Origin of the sequence: Bartonella occidentalis (assembly GCF_037070875.1) — a bacterium.
GTDB lineage: Bacteria > Pseudomonadota > Alphaproteobacteria > Rhizobiales > Rhizobiaceae > Bartonella.
Genome location: NZ_JAYMZJ010000003.1, coordinates 160,332 through 181,118 on the forward strand (window position 1 = coordinate 160,332; position 20,787 = coordinate 181,118).

A 20,787-nucleotide genomic window follows, 5' to 3' on the forward strand; every position below is an offset into this window, starting at 1 on the left:
CTTTCTTTATATAATTAAGATTGTGTAGTCTTGCAGAAACTATAGTGATTTTGCACAAATGAATTTAGTAATATTTTTGCTGTATGGGTTGGAAGTATATTGTGGGTAAAAATATGTTTTTAAAGCACTTTGCCACAAAAATTATTGTTTGTACGGTTTTGTTTTTATCAGGGTCAGTGGGTTGGTCTGATGTTGTTTCTTCCCCAAAATCGCAGCTCTCTGTTCCTGATTTGGCAGCTGAACTTTTGAAGACAGTTGTGAATATTTCGACGGTACAGACAGTTGAAGGGACTGAACAGGATGAGAATACTTCTGTGCCCGTTATTCCAAAAGATTCATTACTTCAAGAGTATTTTAGTGATTTTTTTTCACCTAAAGATGGTCAAAAAGGCAGCCAACTTCAAAAGGTACGCTCTTTAGGATCTGGTTTTGTTATTGATGCAGAAAGAGGGCTTATTGTTACCAATTATCATGTTATAGTTGAGGCTGATGATATTGAAGTTAATTTCACTGATGGTACAAAGCTAAAAGCAAAATTACTGGGGAAAGATAGCAAAACTGATTTGGCACTTCTACAGGTGGAAGCAAAAAGAAAAAAATTAACAGCTGTGCGTTTTGGTGATTCAGAGAAGGTGCGTATTGGTGACTGGGTTATGGCTATAGGTAACCCTTATGGTTTTGGTGGAAGTGTAACTGTTGGTATTATTTCTGCCCGTAATCGTGATCTTAATGCTGGTCCTTATGATAATTTTATTCAAACAGATGCAGCAATTAATCGGGGGAATTCTGGAGGTCCATTATTTGATAGAAATGGTCAGGTGATTGGGGTGAATACAGCAATCATTTCCCCTTCTGGAGGGTCAATTGGTATTGGTTTTGCTATACCATCTGATATGGCACTTTCTGTTATTAATCAGTTGCGTGATTTTGGAGAAATAAGACGTGGCTGGTTGGCTATTCGTATTCAACCTGTGACAGAGGATATCGCAAAAAGTTTGAAACTAGAAAGTGCTACAGGAGCATTAATTGCCGGCAAAATGGAACATGCAGAGGTAGATAATAGCCAGTTGCAGGTTGGTGATATTGTTCTTAGTTTTGGGAATAATAAGATTAAGAGAGCGCGTGATTTACCGCGTTTAGTAGCAGAGAGCCAGGCAGGAAAGGTTGTAGACGTCACAGTTTTTCGTAATGGGGGAGAAAAAACAGTAAAAGTTAAGCTTGGCCGTTTGGTTGAGACAGATGTGAACGAAAACACTAAGGAGGAATCCGATGATGGAAAAAGCGATTCTGTATCAAAAAGCACAACGATGCAGTTTATGGGGATGACATTGTCGGAGCTTACGGCTGATTTGCGTCAGCATTATTCAATTGCTGATAATCTTAGAGGCTTAGTTGTAACATCTGTTATACAAAATAGTGTAGCAGATAAAAGACGTATTCGTATTGGTGAAGTAATTGTTGATATTAATCAGAGTGTAGTTACAACAATTGAAGAAGCAAAAAAACGGCTTCATAAATTACGTGAATCTGGACGGAAAAATGCTTCATTTGTTGTTGCTCGTCCGAATGGAGAATTGCGATTTGTCACAATCCAAATGGATTGATATCACTTTAATTTTAGAAGTAGTGCATTAACGCTTATATAGGATGAGCAGTTAGGAATAGGGCTGTATTTATTTTATTTTCACTAAAGGAAGATTTATAAGAATAAGATTTTATAAAATTCACATGCTTTGGGAAGAAGAGAATAATGCAGAAGTTACGTAAATTAAAAAGCTATTTTTGTGCTTAAGATAATATAGCGTTATCTTACAATTAAAAGATCTTTTCGCCTTTATATAAAAACGGGATTATCTGATTGATCTAATCTTATTTTTGCTACGACGAGAAGGGATGATATTTTGCTTTTAGTACTGGCTGATGTAGTGATTTTTGTGGAAGATATTTATGTGCGATAATAATCTCAAAAAAGATTATGGTGGCGTCTTTGAAAAATTTTTATTTCCTTAGTCTTTTTATCCTAGAGGCCAGAAAAGGCTATGTGGAGCGCTTTTCATTTTCTAAAAAGACACAAAGAACATCGTTTATATTCTCATTTTAAAAATTTAATATTTGTGGTGCCATAGGTAAAATGCTGGATTGTATGTTCATTATATGAGGCATATGAGCATTGCAATAAGTTACTGATTGGTGAGTATGAGATACTTTTATTTATGACGCAAAGAACGATTACATTGATAGCAGGTCCTACTGCAAGTGGTAAGTCAGCGCTGGCATTCAAAATGGCACAAGAAAAAAATGCTGTTATTATCAACGCTGATTCTATGCAGATTTATGATGTTGTGAATATTTTAACAGCACGACCGGCTAAAGAGGATACTGAAATTGTCCCGCACTATCTTTATGGTTATGTAAACCCTGCTCTTCATTATTCAGTAGGACAGTGGTTACGTGACGTTGAGAAACTTTTAAATACATGTACATCTAAATCACTGATTTTTGTTGGTGGAACAGGGCTTTATTTTCGTGCTCTTCTGGAGGGAATTGCAGAAATTCCTCATATTCCAGATATTGTGCGGGAAAAATGGCGACTTCGACTTCATGAAGAGGGAGCGGAAAGTCTTTATCGCCAATTATTGCAAGTAGACACTCTTCTTTGTGAAAAGATTTCTTCAAAAGATGGTCATCGCATCATCCGCGCTTTGGAGGTTTATGAAGCGACCGGAAAAAAGTTGAGTTGGTGGCAGAAGGCAAAAACAACGCCGTTGATAGCACAAAATTGTTTAGAAAAAATTCTTCTTATTCCCCCACGTCAACTGCTTTATCAGCGCATTAATGAGCGGTTTGACGATATGATTGAAAAAGGAGTTTTAAAAGAGGTTATTGCTATGAAAAAGCTCATGCTTTCTCCCTCATTACCTGCTATGAAAGCTATTGGTATGAATGAGTTGGTGGCTTATTTAGATGGGTATAAAAGTTATGAGGATGCTATTGAAGCAGTAAAGATACAAACGAGGAGATATGCAAAAAGGCAAATGACGTGGTTTCGTAACCAATTTGATGATAAATGGATGCATATTTCTTCATATGAAGAATTGTAGAAATTTTAGAATATATCAAGAAAAAAAAGTATTTTGAATGGAAAGTTCTTAAAGAAGTGATTTTTGATTGACGAATTGTATTGATGAAATTAAAAATCCTACGCCATAAAGAATGTTTTTCTTATGGTTTATTTGTTGTACGTAGGAAATGGGGGAAAGTATAATTATACAATATATGCTTTCGTATGTAATAGCTCCTTCGGGAGTTTTTTTATTGTGCTATAAAGTAGTTGAGTGAAAGAAATGGTAGATCATTCAAGAAAAAAAGGAAGCGCGGACGAGACAATAATGTCAGGAGCTGAAATGGTAGTTCAAGCTCTTATTGATCAAGGAGTTAAACACATCTTTGGTTATCCTGGTGGAGCTGTTCTTCCTATTTTTGATGCTATTTATCAACAAGATTCACTTCAGCATATTTTGGTGCGTCATGAACAAGCGGCAGGCCATGCTGCTGAAGGATATGCACGAAGTACAGGGAAGGTGGGCGTTATGCTTGTGACTTCTGGTCCGGGCGCGACTAATGCTGTGACACCTCTGCAAGATGCATTAATGGATTCTATTCCTATTGTTTGTCTTTCTGGCCAAGTGCCAACAACTGTGATTGGAACAAATGCTTTTCAAGAGGCTGATACAGTTGGTATTACAAAATCCTGTACTAAACGTAATTTCTTAGTTAAAGATATAAATGATTTTTCCTCAACCATTCATGAAGCTTTCTATATTGCCCAATCAGGACGTCCAGGGCCAGTTTTGGTGGATATACCTAAAGATATTCAATTTACTTCGGGTGTTTATAAAGTACCTAAAACACTGACGTTTACACGTTCTTATTTCAAGTTTAATGGGGATACTGAAAAAGCTATCGAATCTGCCATTTCTCTTTTGCTAGAAGCAAAACGCCCTGTTATTTATTGTGGTGGTGGTGTTATCTCATCAGGTTTAGAAGCTGTACAGCTTTTACGTGATTTGGTTAAATTAGGGGATTTTCCTATTACTTCTACATTATTAGGGCTTGGTGCTTATCCAGCTTCTGAAAAAAATTGGCTTGGAATGCTTGGAATGCATGGAACTTATGAAGCTAATATGGCTATGCATGATTGTGATGTTATGCTTGCTATTGGTGCTCGGTTTGATGATCGTGTGACTGGGCGTATTGATGCGTTTGCACCTCATGCACGCATTATCCATATTGATATTGATCCTTCTTCCATCAATAAGATAGTAAAAGCAGAAATTCCTATTATTGGGGATGTCGCGCATGTTTTAAGAGACATGATGCAGCGTTTTCATATGAACCAATCAGTATTTAAGAGCGAAAGTCGTCATGCGTGGTGGTCGCAAATTAATCTTTGGAGAGCTCGTAATTCATTAGCATATGCTGAAAAAAAAGACGTTATTATGCCACAATATGCTCTTGAAAGGCTTTATGCTTTTACAAAAGATGTAGATACTTATATCACAACTGATGTTGGACAGCATCAAATGTGGGCGGCGCAATATTATCATTTGAATGAGCCAAATCACTGGATGACTTCTGGTGGTCTTGGAACTATGGGCTATGGTCTTCCTTCGGCTATTGGTGTACAGATTGCGCACCCTGATGCGCTTGTTGTATGTATTTCCGGTGATGCTTCAATTCAGATGAATATTCAAGAACTTGCAACAGCAGTGCAGTACAATGCTCCTGTAAAAGTTTTTATTTTAAATAATCAGTACATGGGTATGGTTCGTCAGTGGCAGCAATTATTGCATGGCAATCGCCTTTCTCATTCTTATATGGAATCAATGCCTGATTTTGTAAAATTAGCGGAAGCTTATGGAATGGTAGGTATCTGTTGTTCTAAATTAGACGAACTTGATGATAAAATTCAGCAAATGATTAACTGTGATAAGCCAGTTCTTTTCGATTGTCGTGTTAATAATTTAGAAAATTGTTTGCCAATGATTCCGTCTGGGTGTGCACATAATGATATGTTGTTACCTGATGAAGCTAATGATGAAACAGTTGCAGATGTTATCCCCATTGAAGGACAAATTCTTGTATAAGGGAATTTGTCTGATTTCCAGTGCAATTTATGGCTAGATTTACCACTTTTGGTAACCGGTTATACTTTCTGGCGGGAAGATAAATCAACCTTGATAGTTAACAAATGTTGACCTTAATATTGTACCATATAAGAGTCTTTTCTGCTCAGTATTTTTCACATTCACAAATATTGAAGCAACATGCATCAGATAAAAAGTATAAACAATTTGTTACAGTATTTTGCATTCTTTTCAGTATCTATGTGTGTTGCTCCTTATTTTTCGGTTAATTTGGGTCATATTGTAGTGACGGTTATTGCATTTTCCATGATTAATGGATTTATATGTATTATACCAACAGGGACAAAGAGCTTATTTGGGGGGAGAGCTTAGTAAAGAATAGACTAAACATATTGTCTGGTATTGTGGGTGCTGTCACTTTTGCTTGAGGGCATTTCCAGTGGCAGAGTTAAGTTTATCTTTATTTTCCTTAAAAATTTCACCCTCTGATTATTATCTTTTTTTACTAGATTTCGTCTTTTTCTTATGCGTACTAATTAGCCATTAGATGGATATCTTTATTCGCTAAATCTCAAACAACAAAAATCGCTTCACAAATAAGTATTGAAAAAGTTATTCTCAAACTTCAATGGATCACCAATGATTTAAATTTTTCTGTAAAAAGTAGATGGATGTATTCCCAATAAATTAAATAAGTGAATAATAAGATTCTTTATATTACTTTTTGACCTTAGAGAAATCTGGAAGTGAGCCTTTTAAACTGGAGCAAATACAAGAGATTATATCTGATCAATAGGCATTTTATAGCGTGGATTCTTTATAACTGGAAAGTCATTAGATGCACAAATAATTCCCAAATGTATAATTGAAAGTTCATGCTTTAATTGTATCAGGCTCTTTGACAATCTTTGCACCAAAATTGCACTCTTGTTATAAGATTTATATAACACATAGAACTTTGATATTAAATCTCAGCACTTTATAATTGGATCAGCTTTTTATTTATTTAGCCTCATATATTATTGTTCAGCTTGTGTAACCATGAAGTTAATCTGTTATTATTTTGCTCCAATATCTCTGTTCAGATCAAAGGAAAAACTTCGATTTTCTCATGGATTTTATGTTTAAACAGATTGCCCTGATCTCGATAAACACCATTGTAACAAGCAATTGCATGAGTAAATAAAACCCTTTTAGCTAATTAATTTGATTATTTTATCATTGCTTTTAAAAGTTTTCAAATACACTTATTTCAAGTTATGAAAATTATTAAAAACGTTTTTCTCCTTTACGACTCACTTTTATCATGCTTCCATATAGAGGATTACATTGTTTGCGTAATTTTAGTTTTAAAATAATAAAGGGAACTTCCCAAAAATGGATTATAAACAAAATATAGATAAAACTCATCGTAAAAAATTACTTCGTGGATTAGGTACTCGACATGTACAGCTTATCGCAGTTGGTGGAGCTATTGGAACAGGTCTTTTTATGGGATCAGGAAAAACTATCAGTATAGCGGGTCCTTCGATTATATTGGTCTACTCCATTATTGGTTGTGTTCTCTATTTTGTGATGCGTGCTATGGGAGAATTATTGCTTTCCAATATGCAATATCGATCATTTATTGACTTCTCTGCTGATTTGCTAGGATCAGGAGTTGGTTTTTTTACTGGATGGACTTATTGGTTATGCTGGATTGTAACTGGAACAGCAGATATTATAGCTATCATTAGTTATGTACATTTTTGGTGGCCTTCATTCAATCCATGGATTATTGTCTTCGGTTGTATTATTTTCTTTTTAGTCTTCAATCTCTTAGCTGTAAAGCTGTTTGGTGAACTCGAATTTTGGTTTGGCCTTATCAAAATCGTAGCAATTTTGGCATTGATTGTTGTTGGGCTTTATATGATCGGTACTGGTTATGTTTCGCCGAATGGAACTGTTGCTTCTTTCAGCCATCTTTGGAATGGAGGGGATATTTTCCCTAAAGGAATTACAGGATTTTTTGCTGGATTTCAAATTGCCATTTTTGCTTTTGTTGGCATAGAACTTGCTGGAACGAGTGCAGCTGAAGTCCAAGATCCTAAAGTAGTTCTGCCTAAAGCGATTAACTCAATACCTATTCGTATTGTGATATTTTATATATTTTCTCTTACTATAATTATGTCGCTCACCCCTTGGAATCAAGTTATTCCAGATAAAAGCCCCTTTGTTACAATGTTTGCTCTTGCTGGTATTCCAATAGCTGCTGGTTTAGTGAATTTTGTTGTTCTCACATCAGCTGCATCTTCTGCAAATAGCGGTATTTTTTCTACCAGCCGTATGGTATATGGACTTGCAACAAAACAAGGAGCTCCTCGCTTTTTTGCAAAACTTTCCAGCCACCATGTTCCTGCGAATGCACTATTCTTTTCTTGCTTATGCATTTTATTGGCATACATAGTCTCGTCTTTATCCCCAAGCGTTATGGATGCATTTACAGTCGTGACTACCATTGCAACGACCTTATTTATATTCGTATGGTCTATTGTTTTGATTAGTTATATTGTTTATCGTCGCAATCGCCCTACACAACATGCTGGATCAATCTATAAAATGCCAGGAGGCGTTGCCATGTGTTGGGCTATTTTGGTCTTCTTTGCTTTCATTATCTTTTTGTTATCCCTAAAAGATGACACTTTGGTCGCTTTAAAGTATACGCCATTATGGTTTGTCTTTTTAGGAATCATGTATTGGATCTTTGGAAAAAAGAAGCTTTCCACAGATAAAGGGTAAAATTTGTGTACAAAAATGTACCAAAAAAGGGCAACAAAAGTTGCCCTTTTTTAAGTATATGCTTAATATACTCTAATAAAGTCTAATTACGCTCTTTATCAACTAAAGCATTAGACTTAATCCAAGGCATCATCGTACGAAGCTTTTTTCCAACTTTTTCAATGGGGTGGTTATCATTTAAGCGTCGCATAGTTTTAAAATGGGTGGCTCCAGCTTTGTATTCTTGAATCCAATTTGATGTAAATTTACCTGTCTGAATATCTTTTAAAATACGTTTCATTTCCGCTTTAGTTTCGTCGGTAATCACGCGTGGACCAGACATATATTCGCCCCATTCAGCTGTATTCGAGATCGAATAATTCATGTTTGCAATACCGCCTTCATACATAAGATCAACAACTAGTTTAACTTCATGTAAACATTCGAAATAGGCCATTTCTGGTGCGTAACCTTCTTCCGTTAATGTTTCAAAACCCGCACGAATAAGTTCTACAAGCCCACCACAAAGAACAGCTTGTTCACCAAAGAGGTCTGTTTCACATTCTTCTTTAAAAGTTGTTTCGATGATACCAGCACGTCCACCACCAATACCACAAGCATAAGATAAGGCTATCTCATGAGCATGACCTGAAATATCTTGTGCAACTGCAATTAAGCAGGGAATTCCACCACCTTGTTGGTATTCATTGCGAACTGTGTGTCCCGGACCCTTAGGAGCAATCATCACAACATCAACGGTTTTCTTAGCTTCAATTAAACCAAAGTGAATACTTAAACCGTGAGCAAAAGCAATTACTGCTCCATCACGTAAATGATCATGGATATGCTCTTTATAAATATCAGCCTGCAATTCATCTGGAGTTGCCATCATAATAAAATCCGCCCACTTTGCAGCTTCAGCAACACTCACAACCTCAAAATTGTCTGCGATAGCCTTTTTAGTTGTTTCTGACTCTAAACGTAAAGCAATTCGCACATTTTGAACACCAGAGTCTCTCAAATTTAAAGCATGTGCACGTCCTTGTGAACCATAACCAATAATGGCTACTTTTTTTTCTTTAATTAAATTAACGTTCGCATCACAATCATGATAAATACGCATAAAATACTTCCTTATATTTATGTTTAAGATTGAATAAAAAAATAAAATCTTCCCCTATCGTTTTTATACGCCACTTTTTGATAACCAAATAATTATTCATAACAATACGGGGATTGGATGGTCTTTAAAATTTAAGTAGCATACAAAAAGTCACGTACTCCCACTGTCTTCCCAAACATATCCAGATAAAGAAGTAAATTTCAGAAGTTGTTCTATAAAAACGGTACCTTGGGTACAGTATAAGAAAAAAATATCCCTCAACCTTTAACTGCATTTTTCATAATAAGCCACTGTATTCCTTAAAGTTATACAGATCATATGGCTTTTAATTAAGCATGAATAAAGTTCAAGCATATAGCAAGAAAAATTATAAAATGAGCACAGAAATTTCTCACATTTTAGCAAATAAGCACTTTTTACGATCGATAGTATCTGTACAAAAATATTTTTAATTGCACTAAAAACAACACCATAGAATAGGGTCTGCAACTAATATTTTAGAGCATAACACGTTATTTATCTAAGCATGTGCAAAATGGTTCTTTTAAGGTAAAATTGATGAGCTTGATAAGACATTATCTCCAATTAATTAAACGAGAAAAGATTATGACAATAATCGAAGAAAACGCTGAACAGTCTCGTGCATTCCATATTCTAATGCATCAGCAATAAGCCCATGACCAATGGATACCTCATCAAGCCAAGGAATACGAGCAACAAGAGTAGGGAGGTTAATAATTGTTAAGTCATGACCTGCATTAACACCTAATTGCAGCTCTTTAGCTTTTTGGGCTGCTAAAGTCAGTTTATTTAATTCCTGATCCTGTTTTGCCTTGTCTTTAACAGCGCTACCATAAGATCCAGTATAAAATTCTACTCGATCGGCACCAATCGCTTTCGCAATATCAAGATCATCTACAATAGGGTTCGCAAATAAAGATACACGAATTTTTTTTTCTTTTAAGCGTTTAACAATGGGGATCAAAAATTCAGCATCATGAGCAAAGTTCCAACCATGATCGGAAGTTGATTGAGCCGGATCATCAGGAACAAGAGTAATTTGATCAGCGTATTTTTCTGCTAAATTCAAAAATATATCACTTGGATAACCTTCAATATTAAACTCTGCACTAGGAAAAGAGCTGTTAATTAAATAATATATATCTGGTAAATCAGAAAAGCGAATATGTCTTTGATCTGGTCGTGGATGAACAGTCAAACCCGCTGCACCAGCTGTAAGCGCTATATGCCCAATAGTTTTAATATCTGGCCATGGAAGATCTCTTCTATTGCGTAAAACTGCAACAGCATTAAGGTTTACCGAAAGTTTTACTGCCATGCATACTCCTATTTCACATATAATTATAAAAGATAGAAAAGAGATCTATTCCCTAGTATAATTATAGAAAATAGCGTCATTTTTCTCTTATCTAACAATCGTCAAACGCTCGGCCGCACGCGTAATACCAGTATAAAGCCAGCGCGTATACATATCACGAAATGCAAAACTTTCGTCAAATAAAACCACATTATCCCATTGAGACCCTTGTGCTTTATGAACAGTTAATGCATATCCGTAATCAAAATCATCATATCTTTTTTTTAATTGCCACGAAACTTCAACCCCAAGATTCTCGAATACTGCTTTTAAAAGTTTAATCTTCGTCACCCCACGCTCACTCTCTTCTGGCTTAACAAGAAGATTAATACCAGGTTTAACAGTTTCTTTCTGTGAAGTCATAACTTTCCATAAAGAACCATTTAATAAGCTCTTAGCAGGATCATTACGCAAGCACACAAGCTTGTCTCCCGCTTGTGGATAATCTGCTGTAAATCCCTTCAATTCACGTAAACGTTTGTTATAAAGGTGACGTGTCCGATTAATCCCAACCAGGATCTGATTAGCATCCAAGACCATTTTTTGATCTACTTCTTTACGTGTAATAACGCAGCATTCCCCATAATAGCCATAAGCAATATCACGTCCTTCACGAACATCCATAGCTAAACGAACAATAGGATTATCACGCGCTTGCCGATGAATTTCTGAAAGAAGAAAATCTGGATCACCATTGGAAAAAAAACCACCTCCTGATATAGGGGGTAATTGTCCTGGATCACCAAGAACGAGAATAGGTGTTCGAAAACTCATTAAATCACGCGCTAATTGTTCATCCACCATTGAACACTCATCTATAATGATAAGCTTAGCCTGTGCAGCCGCACTTCTACGATTTAATGAAAATGTTGGTGCGATAGATTTTTTCCCCGTAATCTCATCGGAAATTTCTTCTTCACCACGTGGGCAATAAATTAAAGAATGGATAGTGCAAGCATTGCTTGCACCTTTAGAGCGTAAAACCTGTGCTGCCTTACCTGTAAATGCAGCAAACTGAACAGGACCATCAATTGTTTCCGCAAAATAGCGGGCAAGTGTCGTTTTCCCTGTTCCTGCGTAGCCAAATAGGCGAAAAATAGGGGAACGCCCATCTTTCAACCACGCAGCAACAGCCTTTAATGCATTATCCTGTTCTGGTGAAAACTGCATAGTTTATCAAAATAAGATTCGTATAAAAAGAGCAAGAACTTTGGAAATAAAATCTCTGTGATAAAAAATTTTAGTAGAACGCAGATTTCTTAAATTAAATGAGAGTTCGTGGAGCGTTCTGTCCGGCGTGGGTATGTTATTTTTGTTATAGGAGATAGTATTTGCTCTACAAATGTATGCAAGTCCATGGCCACTTATAACGAGTTTAATACTATTTCTATCTTCACTTTTGCAATGGTTTTTTGTTGCCGTTATGGGGTGCATTGGCTATTTCATTGTATCCGCAAGCTGTTGGGGAGGCATCGGTGTTATGGGAGCTTTGCAATTAGTGAGTGCTGCATTTAGTGCAGCAATTATTATTAGGAAAATATATTGGACATATTCCCTGTGGTGTTCGGTTTTATTGGCTGCATGCTGTATTTGGAGTTTTATAATTTATATTAGAAAAGCACATTACTTTATGAACTTTGGAAATGGACTAAGTTAAATAACAGAGTTGGGAGGGAAATATGCTTAAAAATATCGATGTTACTTTGCATGGTGGTGATTATAGGAAACAAATTGTTTTTCATGAGATTATATTGTTGTGTATATAAAAATTTAACAGCAGTTGAAGTTAAATATATTGAGAGTGGTTACCGCGAAGATTTGCTTAAGCCTATCATTAACATAGGTTAAGAGGGTTTTTATTCTAACAATTAGACAGTTATGCATAATGCTATCTTGACGCTAATATTTTTTATTGTACATCCGTACCATATAAAATCAGTTAGATATCCATGAGCTTAAAGGTTTTCATAGTTGCATTTTTATAATTATGTCTCAATAAAAATGATATTAATTTTACATTTCTACTTTACTGTGATGCTCATTCTCTAGGAATTATCTATTAGTGTAAAAGGCAAGTGGGTTTAAGCTATTGACATCGTATCATAATAGAGGCGGTTAATTATCAATTTAGTGTTTTTAAATTTTCATAAATAGAAAAACATATTTTGATGCGGTATAGATAAAGTTTTGCAACAAGTAGAAAACTCGAAGAACCATTTATTTTTCACTTGTGTATCGAAGATCTGTTCATTTTCTTTTAGCTTTAGATAATTTAAGTTTCAATATTATGTTTGTCTAGAAATTCTCTCGTTTTGAGATATAAGAGAAATGTGGCTATCATCTAAGCTTTAAAACAAATATGCAGGAGATGGTAATGATATGAACTTGCAGAGTGTTATTCTTGTACCTGCAATGCCAGTCTGAGATAAAGGAACTTTTTGCTTACTTTTAAGATACGGATGCAAGGAGCGATATTATTAAATATGGTGGTAAAATTTTAATTTTAGTTGGAAAAAATCTTAACTTGCAGCTATGGCTAATTAAACACGAATTCAGTGTTAAATCATGAATATAAGATTATTCCTAATAGCTGGTATGTTCCTATAGAATGGTAATTTTTCTCTTGCGAAAGTAATCATTAATAAATGGATCGATGAATTATGAAAAAGAAAGTTCTCGTATTGCCTGGTGATGGGATAGGATCGGAGGTCTGTGATGCTGCACTGATGGTTTTAGAGCAATTTAAGTTGCCGATCGAATTTGTTTATGGTGACATTGGTTGGGAGTGTTGGAAACAAAAAGGGGATCCGGTTCCTCAAGAAACTTGGCAAAAAATTGCTGAAAGTGATGCTATTTTACTTGGTAGTGTGATTAGTAAGGGAAAAGAAGCAGCTTTAAAAGAGCTTGCACCGCATTTAAGGACAAGTAAGCTTACATATATTTCTCCTGTGGTTCAACTTCGCCAAAGATTAGGTTTATTTGCTCATATACGACCTATAAGATATATCGTTGGTTCGAAAAGACCGTTTAATTTTTGTGTTATCAAAGAAAATACCGAAGGTCTCTATGCGGGATTAGATTTTCGCGATGAGGATTCTGAAACAGCGATATGGTTACAACATTCCAATTTAGAAAAATATGGCCTTGATGAAGATGCATGGACTGTACCTTTACAGACACGTTTTGGTTTAGAACGATTATTTGAGTATTCTTTTTCTTATGCACGTGCACATAATTTTAGGAGAGTTACTTTTGCTGATAAACTTAATATCACGTGGGAAAGTGATCAATTTGCTCAAAAAATTTTTGAGAAAGTTGCTAAAAATTATCCAGAAATAAAAGCAGATATTCATAATGTTGATGCCGTTGCTTTATGGATTACAACTAAGCCAGAATATTTTGGGGTAATTGTTGCTGAAAATATGTTTGGCGATATTCTCTCCAATCTTGCCGCTGGGGTGATGGGGGGACTGGAGCTTGCTCCCAGTGCAAATGTAGGAAATAAAATTGCTTGTTTTGGCTCTGTTCATGGCAGTGCACTGCGTATTGCTGGACAAAATAAAGCAAACCCTTCTGCCACGCTTTATAGCGCGGCTTTACTCTTAGACTATTTAGGTTTTAAGGATGCAGCGCAACAATTATTTGATAGTGTTGATCAGGTCATTTGTGCTGGAGATACTGTTACTAATGATCTAGGAGGTTTAGCGACCACACGCCAGATGGCTGAGGCTGTTCTCAATTCTTTTATGAGCCCTGTTTCTGTTTGTCGCGCTGCAGTTATTACTGTTGGTGATGAATTGCTTTCAGGACAATATTTGAATACGAATTTGCAGGATTTGAGTCAAAGTTTGGAAAAAAGGAATATTCAAGTAACACGCCACTTTGTTTGTGCTGATCAGTTACAGAAAATTAGTAAGACTATAATTGCTTGTCTTGGGCAAGAAGATCTTATCATTATCAGTGGCGGGTTAGGACCGACATCAGATGATAAAACACGTGATGCAGTTTCTCAAGCCGTGCAACAGCCATTGGTTCATAATGATGCTGTTTGGCAAACGATAAAAGGTCAATTGCAACGGTTAGGTGTTACTCCAGATACCAATAATGCTCGTCAAGCGTTATTTCCTGAGATGGCAAAAGTACTTGATAATCCTACTGGTACAGCACCTGGTTTTTACCTTTCTTGTGATGGAAGTTCCCTTGTTGTTTTGCCTGGTCCACCTATACAAGCTCTTTCACTTTTAGAGAATTATTTAGAGGAGGCAGATCATTCTACAGTGTCACGTGCTCAATATACGTGGACTTTGATTGGGATTGGCGAAAGCAAAATTGCTAGTTGGGTTGATTGTCATTTTGAAAATGAACCGTTTGAACGGCATTTTTTATGGAGAAGTCCTTATGTTCTCGTGCAATTGGTTGGAAAGTCATCGGTACCTTTGGCACAGCATTTAATCGAAGAATTTGAAAATCACTTTCGTCCATACTTGGTTGGTACAGAGATTACTACTGCTTGCGAACAATTAGCAAGGCAGGCAACGGTTTGTTGGTTGACGAATGATCCGATTCTTTTAGAATATTTGCAACCAATAGAAAAAAGTACAAAAAATATACGACAGATTGAAGCTGAGGTCAGCTTATCTCCTTGTTTGGAAATATTAAAAAAACAGAAGGAAAGTCTTGGTCGTGCTACAATGGCTGTGCATATTAAAGGTTATGAGGAGGATCACATTACTTTTTCGTATACACAACCGTTTCTGGATGCATCCTTAAGGGAATATGCAGCTTGGTTAGTTTTAAAAAAGATATCTGAAAATAGGAAAAAGTAAATGATCCCTGCTGAAAATTTAGACACTTTCAAGAAATGATTGCTAACATGATTTACAAGCAGCTGTTGTTGAAACTTTAAAATAATTTATATTTGTATGCAGCTCTCCATAAATATAAATGTATATTGATGGTACAATGTAAGCTTTTTATATAAGAAAATAAAGTAGTTGCGGATGCTGGTGGTATTAATAAATATATCAGTTAAAGCTGTTGTGATGATTAAAATAATACGATAAATTAGATTGTATTAGCTAATAGTATAATATTATGCTTCATAAAGTTATGAAGAGAGAAGCTGTTGAGATTGTTTCATGGTTTTATTCTGGATATTGTACTTAAATTAGAGATCTATATTTTCATCTTTTACAACGATATCATTTTTGATAAAAAACGTGTGTACATACGAGACCGTGTAGACGACTTTCATGATGGATGGAATAAAAGTTTGTTTTTGAAGATTGGTTTTTAGGTCTTCTGCTGATGATGTTGTATTCACTTTTCCTAGCGGTTGAATTCATTTGAAATCGTGCATCATGCTGAAAATAGTAATAAAACGTAAATGCGTATTTCATCTGTATTTAAGGTGGCAAAAAATGCTTTGAAAATATATGGTTTCAGGGTGGTTTATGAAATTCATTAGAAGGAGATCATAAGAAAATGTTCCACACAGTTTTGGTGTACACTGTGGAAATTTTTTAATCTTCATTATCATATGCATATCGATTTATTTATAGAACATTTTTTTCCTATAAAACTGCGTGATTCCTGCTAACAATAAAAGTAAGATTATTTTTTAAAATTACTTATGAGTAGAGCTTAACTTGCTACAGCTAAATACGGCAGAAGTTCACTATTTTTTAGGTTCTATTGTTCTTAATTATGATGTCTCATGGTGGTTTGAATTAAACACATTTTAGAACACTGTAGTTTAATTTAAGAGTGAAATTGCTTGTACATTTGTCCACATATTGTCTAGAGAGCATTGTTTGTGAAAAGAGATTCCTGTAAGGATAAATCATATTACGAACTTTGCAGATCAGTGCTGATTTAGCACAATTAATCAATGAGATAACTAATTTGTCAGGAACGCATTATGTTCAATTCGTTTTTTCCAAAATCAGGATATTTTTTCTCTGTGGCTATATGGGGGCTTATCGCAATTATCGTTTGGCAGGTAGGTGGCAGTTTTTATCTTGCGGAATGGTTTAATGTATCAAAAACACCTCCTATCAGCATAGCACGGTTTTGGTCTGGAAGCTACCTTATTTTTTATGCCTATTATGCGTTTTGTGTAGGAGTCTTTGCTCTGTATTGGTTTATTTTTCACCCACATAAGTGGCAACGATGGTCCATTCTAGGATCAGCACTAATCATTTTTGTAGCATGGTTTTTAGTGGATGTAGGTGTTACTATCAATGCTTGGTATGCTCCTTTTTATGATTTGATCCAGACTGCATTGAGTAAGCCAAATTCTGTAAGCATTGCACAATTTTATCATGAAATTGTTGTTTTTCTGGGCATTGCATTGGTTGCTGTGGTAGTTGGAGTGCTTAATAATTTTTTTGTTAGTCACTATGTTTTTCGTTGGCGTACAGCAATGAGTGATTATTACACGAATAATTGGTCATATTTGCGTCATATTGAGGGTGCGGCTCAACGCGTTCAGGAAGATACCATGCGTTTTGTTTCCACAATGGAAAGCCTAGGTGTTGGTCTTATCAAAGCTATCATAACACTTATTGCTTTTTTACCAATATTAATACATCTTTCCGTACATGTTCCAGAACTTCCTATTATTGGTCACGTGCCTTACGGGTTAGTGATAGCTGCTCTTATTTGGTCAATAGCGGGAACTGGTTTGTTAGCTATAATGGGGATAAAGCTGCCAGGTTTACATTTTAAAAATCAGCGCGCTGAGGCAGCATACCGTAAAGAGCTTGTTTATGGAGAGGATGATGCCAAACGTGCGTCACCGCCAACAGTCAAAGAGCTATTTAACGAAGTACGCGTTAATTATTTTCAATTGTATTGGCATTATGCCTATTTCAACATTGCGCGAATGCTATATTTGCAGATCGATAATATTATTGGAATTCTACTGTTGTTGCCGTCTATTGTTACTGGTGCCATTACACTGGGGTTAATGACACAAATAATTAATGTGTTTGAGCAAGTAAGGAGTGCTTTTCAGTATCTTATTAATTCGTGGACAACACTTGTAGAACTGATGTCGATTTACAAGCGTTTGCAAAGTTTTGAGAAGGAATTGATGTACACTTCCCATGAAACAACAGATCAATGATGTGTAGACAGAAAAAATGTGATGAGATAATAAAATGTATCCATTTACCATTAAAAGTTTATCATAGTTCACTTTTCTTCACGTATAAATGGAGTGAGAAATTTTTGAAATGTAAGATAAATCGAAATATTTATTTACGGTGTATTCGTTGTTAATTTTTGGAAAACAGCATAGAAATCTGCATCTATGATAGACTTACTTGACCCATCTTTTTGGATTGGCCATGGCAATGACTGCATCCATAAAATAACTTTTATGATACATTATAGTGTAAATTAATAAAGCATATTTCATAGTAAAACTGGGTGTAAAATTTTACACTTTTTATGATTACAGTTACAAAAAAGGCATTGTAATGGGTGGAATGCTATGGTGCGTGCATGTATTCCGATGGAAATGAAAAAAAATAACAAAGGAAACAGAACAGATGTTTTTTATCATATCTGATCTCATTTTTTAACGTTTATACATGTTGTTGGAAAACGATGCCTACTAAAATACACTATAAAATCCAACTTTGTAGGATTTTCAGTAATCTCGTTTTTTATGCCTTATAGGATGCTGCGCAACTAAAACATTTTCTTAATTATTGAAGAAAATACGCTAACCTACTGATTCTATTGGTGGGTGATGAGGGAATCGAACCCACGACCCGCTGATTAAGAGTCAGCTGCTCTACCGACTGAGCTAATCACCCACTGCTTCTCAAAAGATGAGAATGAGCGGTTCTATAACGTTCCTAGGAAGGGATGTCTAGATGGTTTTTTGTTGTTTTTTATATAAAACAGTTTTTTATATAAAATTGTCAAGTTTATGCTAGACTAGTTATCCAGTTACAATATAATATCTACTTCTTGATATTATGCAAAAATAGAACCATTATAGGAATTTCTATAAATAGATGTTTCATTGGTATGTGAAATTGGAGTTGGAGGATTGTCGAGCGTAATGCCCGAGCAAAATTCAGAAAAACCTTCTTGGGGTTGTAGGCGGGATGAAGTGGTGTTCTGCTTTATAAATCTATTGTTTCGCTTTATTTTTATCGATAATCGTGTGCGCTTAAGTGATGTTTTGCTGTTTTCTTCTTTTGAAGTCAATCTGTTTACATTTAATGTCATTGATCAATTGTGCGAATGAAAGCTTATGAATTTCTTTTGTCAGATGCGCGCATACAAATTTTTCAAGGGTGAACTATGATGGAATGGATCGTTGATCCCCATGCATGGTTTGGTTTGCTAACGCTAATTTTTCTAGAAATTGTTTTAGGAATTGATAACCTTGTTTTTATCGCAATTTTAGCGGAAAAATTGCCGCTGCACTTACGTGATCGAGCACGCTTAACAGGTTTAACCTTAGCATTAGCTATGCGTCTTTTTCTTCTTACAATTATTGGATGGGTAATGAATCTCGATACAGTGATTTTTTCCATCTCATCTTTTGTGTTTAGCTGGCATAGCATCATTTTGATTGGTGGTGGAGCTTTTTTGCTGGCAAAAGGAACCCTAGAGTTACATGAACGGTTAGAAGGAACAATGAATAAAAGTGAAACGAACGTTACTTATGCTGTCTTTTGGCAGGTAATTGTTCAAATTGTTGTTCTTGATGCAGTGTTTTCCCTTGATAGTATTATTACTGCAACGGGTATGATTGCTAAAGAGCAGGCAGCAGTTATGTACATAGCAGTGGTGGCTGCTATGGGTGTGATGATGTATGGATCTGCTGCACTTATGCGTTTTATTAATCGTCATCCTACTATTGTGATCCTTTGTCTTGGCTTTTTAATGATGATTGGATTTACTCTAATTGTTGAAGGGTTTGGTTTTCATATTCCAAAAGGGTATTTGTATGCTGCCATTGGTTTTTCTGTTCTTATTGAAGCTTTTAATCAAATTGGACGTCGTAACCGTGAAAAGATGATTACAACAAATGATCTACGTAATCGAACAGCTGATGCTGTTTTAAGGCTTTTAGGAGGAGGAAAAAAGGATGGTAATCTTGGTGAAACTGTAGATGTTATTGTTGAACAAACGGCAGCTTCAGAGATTTTTCGGCCAGAAGAAAAAGAAATGATTCGTGGTGTTCTTGATTTGGCTGATCGCCCTGTTCGTTCTATTATGTCACCACGTAATGAAATTGAGTGGCTGGATTTAAATGGGGATGAGAATGAAATGCATGAAGAACTACAACAGGTTAAACATAGCCGTTTAATTCTTGCGCGTGAAAAAGTGGATGAATTTGTTGGCGTTGCTTTGACCAAAGATCTTCTTTTAAATTTGGCTGAAGGAAAAAAGATTAATTGGAAAAAGGCTATGCGTGAACCTCTTGTTGTTCATGAAAATACAAGCGTTTTACGATTGATGGAACAATTTCGGCGTTCTTCGATTCAACTTGCAATTATCGTTGATGAGCATGGATCTTTTGAAGGCGTTGCAACACCGACGGATATTCTTGAAGCTATTGCGGGTGATTTTCCTGATGGTGATGAAGAGCCTGTGGTGGCAGAAAAGCTTGAAGACGGAAGCTTTCTCGTTGAAGGATATGCTGATATCCGTCGTTTAAGTGGCTATCTTGAGCGTAATCTTGTTGATGAAGCTGATCGTTATACTACTTTGGCCGGATTTATGCTTTGGCGTTTTGGCTACTTGCCAAATGAAGGTGAAAGCTTTGAAGCTGATGGTTTACGCTTCAAAGTTATAGAGATGGATCGTCGAAATATATCTAAAATCCTCATTTCTCGAGTTGTGTTACAGGAAAACATTCATCATTTTGATAAGTGAAGAAGTGTAGCAACCAACCGTTGTTTTTATAAAATATCTAAAATTTATAAAGATTGGCTGCTTGATTATATCTATACTTAAAGCTTTAAAGTGTGCAGTGATTATGAGTCGAAAGAGACATTAATCGATGATCGGCGAGGAGGGCTTTTAAGAAAAAACGATACATAGTCATTATGTAAAATGGCCATAAATTTTTAAAACGGTAATTTTACTTCTCCTTTATGCACGTTGAGGTATGTAGATTGTATAAAGTTATCTCTTGTAGTTTTATAAGAAAAATAATAAAAAATCTTAATATTAAAAGTATAATATCTAATGATAGATTATAAAAATAAGTCGTTTTATATTTTTATAGTATTTTAGTAATATTTATTTGAAATATAGATGTAATTCAATATTTTTATACTAAAAAAACGCAATAATACCAATGATACGTTGATATTTTAAGTGGAGTAAAATTTTTACGGCCATCGTTA

At 35.5% G+C, this 20,787-nt stretch carries 11 protein-coding genes and 1 tRNA gene; 8 read left to right on the forward strand and 4 right to left on the reverse strand.

The window, feature by feature from the left end; translation table 11 throughout:
- The first annotated feature begins 83 nt into the window (after positions 1 to 83).
- From WCP78_RS05675 to WCP78_RS05690, 4 genes are all read left to right on the forward strand, one after another.
- Positions 84 to 1,604, forward strand: a complete 1,521-nt coding sequence (locus WCP78_RS05675; RefSeq protein WP_336279536.1) for a Do family serine endopeptidase — start codon at positions 84 to 86, stop codon at positions 1,602 to 1,604.
- 609 nt (positions 1,605 to 2,213) lie between these two features.
- Positions 2,214 to 3,101: a tRNA (adenosine(37)-N6)-dimethylallyltransferase MiaA gene (gene miaA, locus WCP78_RS05680; protein ID WP_336279537.1), complete on the forward strand. Its 888-nt coding sequence runs from the start codon at positions 2,214 to 2,216 to the stop codon at positions 3,099 to 3,101.
- Between the two features lie 243 nt (positions 3,102 to 3,344).
- Positions 3,345 to 5,147: an acetolactate synthase 3 large subunit gene (locus WCP78_RS05685; RefSeq protein ID WP_336279538.1), complete on the forward strand. Its 1,803-nt coding sequence runs from the start codon at positions 3,345 to 3,347 to the stop codon at positions 5,145 to 5,147.
- A gap of 1,377 nt (positions 5,148 to 6,524) precedes the next feature.
- Positions 6,525 to 7,925: an amino acid permease gene (locus WCP78_RS05690; RefSeq protein WP_336279539.1), complete on the forward strand. Its 1,401-nt coding sequence runs from the start codon at positions 6,525 to 6,527 to the stop codon at positions 7,923 to 7,925.
- 82 nt (positions 7,926 to 8,007) lie between these two features.
- Here the strand turns inward: WCP78_RS05690 and ilvC are convergent, their stop codons facing one another.
- From ilvC to WCP78_RS05705, 3 genes are all read right to left on the reverse strand, one after another.
- Entirely contained in the window at positions 8,008 to 9,027 is a 1,020-nt protein-coding gene (gene ilvC, locus WCP78_RS05695; RefSeq protein ID WP_336279540.1) for a ketol-acid reductoisomerase, read from the reverse strand.
- Positions 9,028 to 9,631: 604 nt separating this feature from the next.
- A complete protein-coding gene (locus tag WCP78_RS05700) occupies positions 9,632 to 10,366 on the reverse strand; it encodes a pyridoxine 5'-phosphate synthase (RefSeq protein ID WP_336279541.1) in 735 nt (244 codons plus the stop codon).
- 87 nt (positions 10,367 to 10,453) lie between these two features.
- Entirely contained in the window at positions 10,454 to 11,575 is a 1,122-nt protein-coding gene (locus WCP78_RS05705) for an ATP-dependent DNA helicase (protein ID WP_336279542.1), read from the reverse strand.
- Positions 11,576 to 13,065: 1,490 nt separating this feature from the next.
- Between WCP78_RS05705 and WCP78_RS05710 the strand changes: the two genes are divergently transcribed.
- Positions 13,066 to 15,231: an isocitrate/isopropylmalate family dehydrogenase gene (locus tag WCP78_RS05710; protein WP_336279543.1), complete on the forward strand. Its 2,166-nt coding sequence runs from the start codon at positions 13,066 to 13,068 to the stop codon at positions 15,229 to 15,231.
- 1,094 nt (positions 15,232 to 16,325) lie between these two features.
- On the forward strand, positions 16,326 to 17,534 hold the full coding sequence (gene sbmA / locus WCP78_RS05715) for a peptide antibiotic transporter SbmA (protein ID WP_336279544.1): 1,209 nt from the start codon (positions 16,326 to 16,328) through the stop codon (positions 17,532 to 17,534).
- 621 nt (positions 17,535 to 18,155) lie between these two features.
- Here the strand turns inward: sbmA and WCP78_RS05720 are convergent.
- Positions 18,156 to 18,231 (reverse strand) — tRNA-Lys (locus tag WCP78_RS05720).
- 251 nt (positions 18,232 to 18,482) lie between these two features.
- Between WCP78_RS05720 and WCP78_RS05725 the strand changes: the two genes are divergently transcribed.
- Both WCP78_RS05725 and WCP78_RS05730 read left to right on the forward strand, forming a co-directional pair.
- The gene (locus WCP78_RS05725; RefSeq protein WP_336279545.1) at positions 18,483 to 18,671 is read left to right on the forward strand and encodes a hypothetical protein; all 189 of its coding nucleotides are present in this window, start codon (positions 18,483 to 18,485) and stop codon (positions 18,669 to 18,671) included.
- A gap of 56 nt (positions 18,672 to 18,727) precedes the next feature.
- Entirely contained in the window at positions 18,728 to 20,311 is a 1,584-nt protein-coding gene (locus WCP78_RS05730; RefSeq protein WP_336279546.1) for a TerC family protein, read from the forward strand.
- Positions 20,312 to 20,787: the final 476 nt, after the last annotated feature.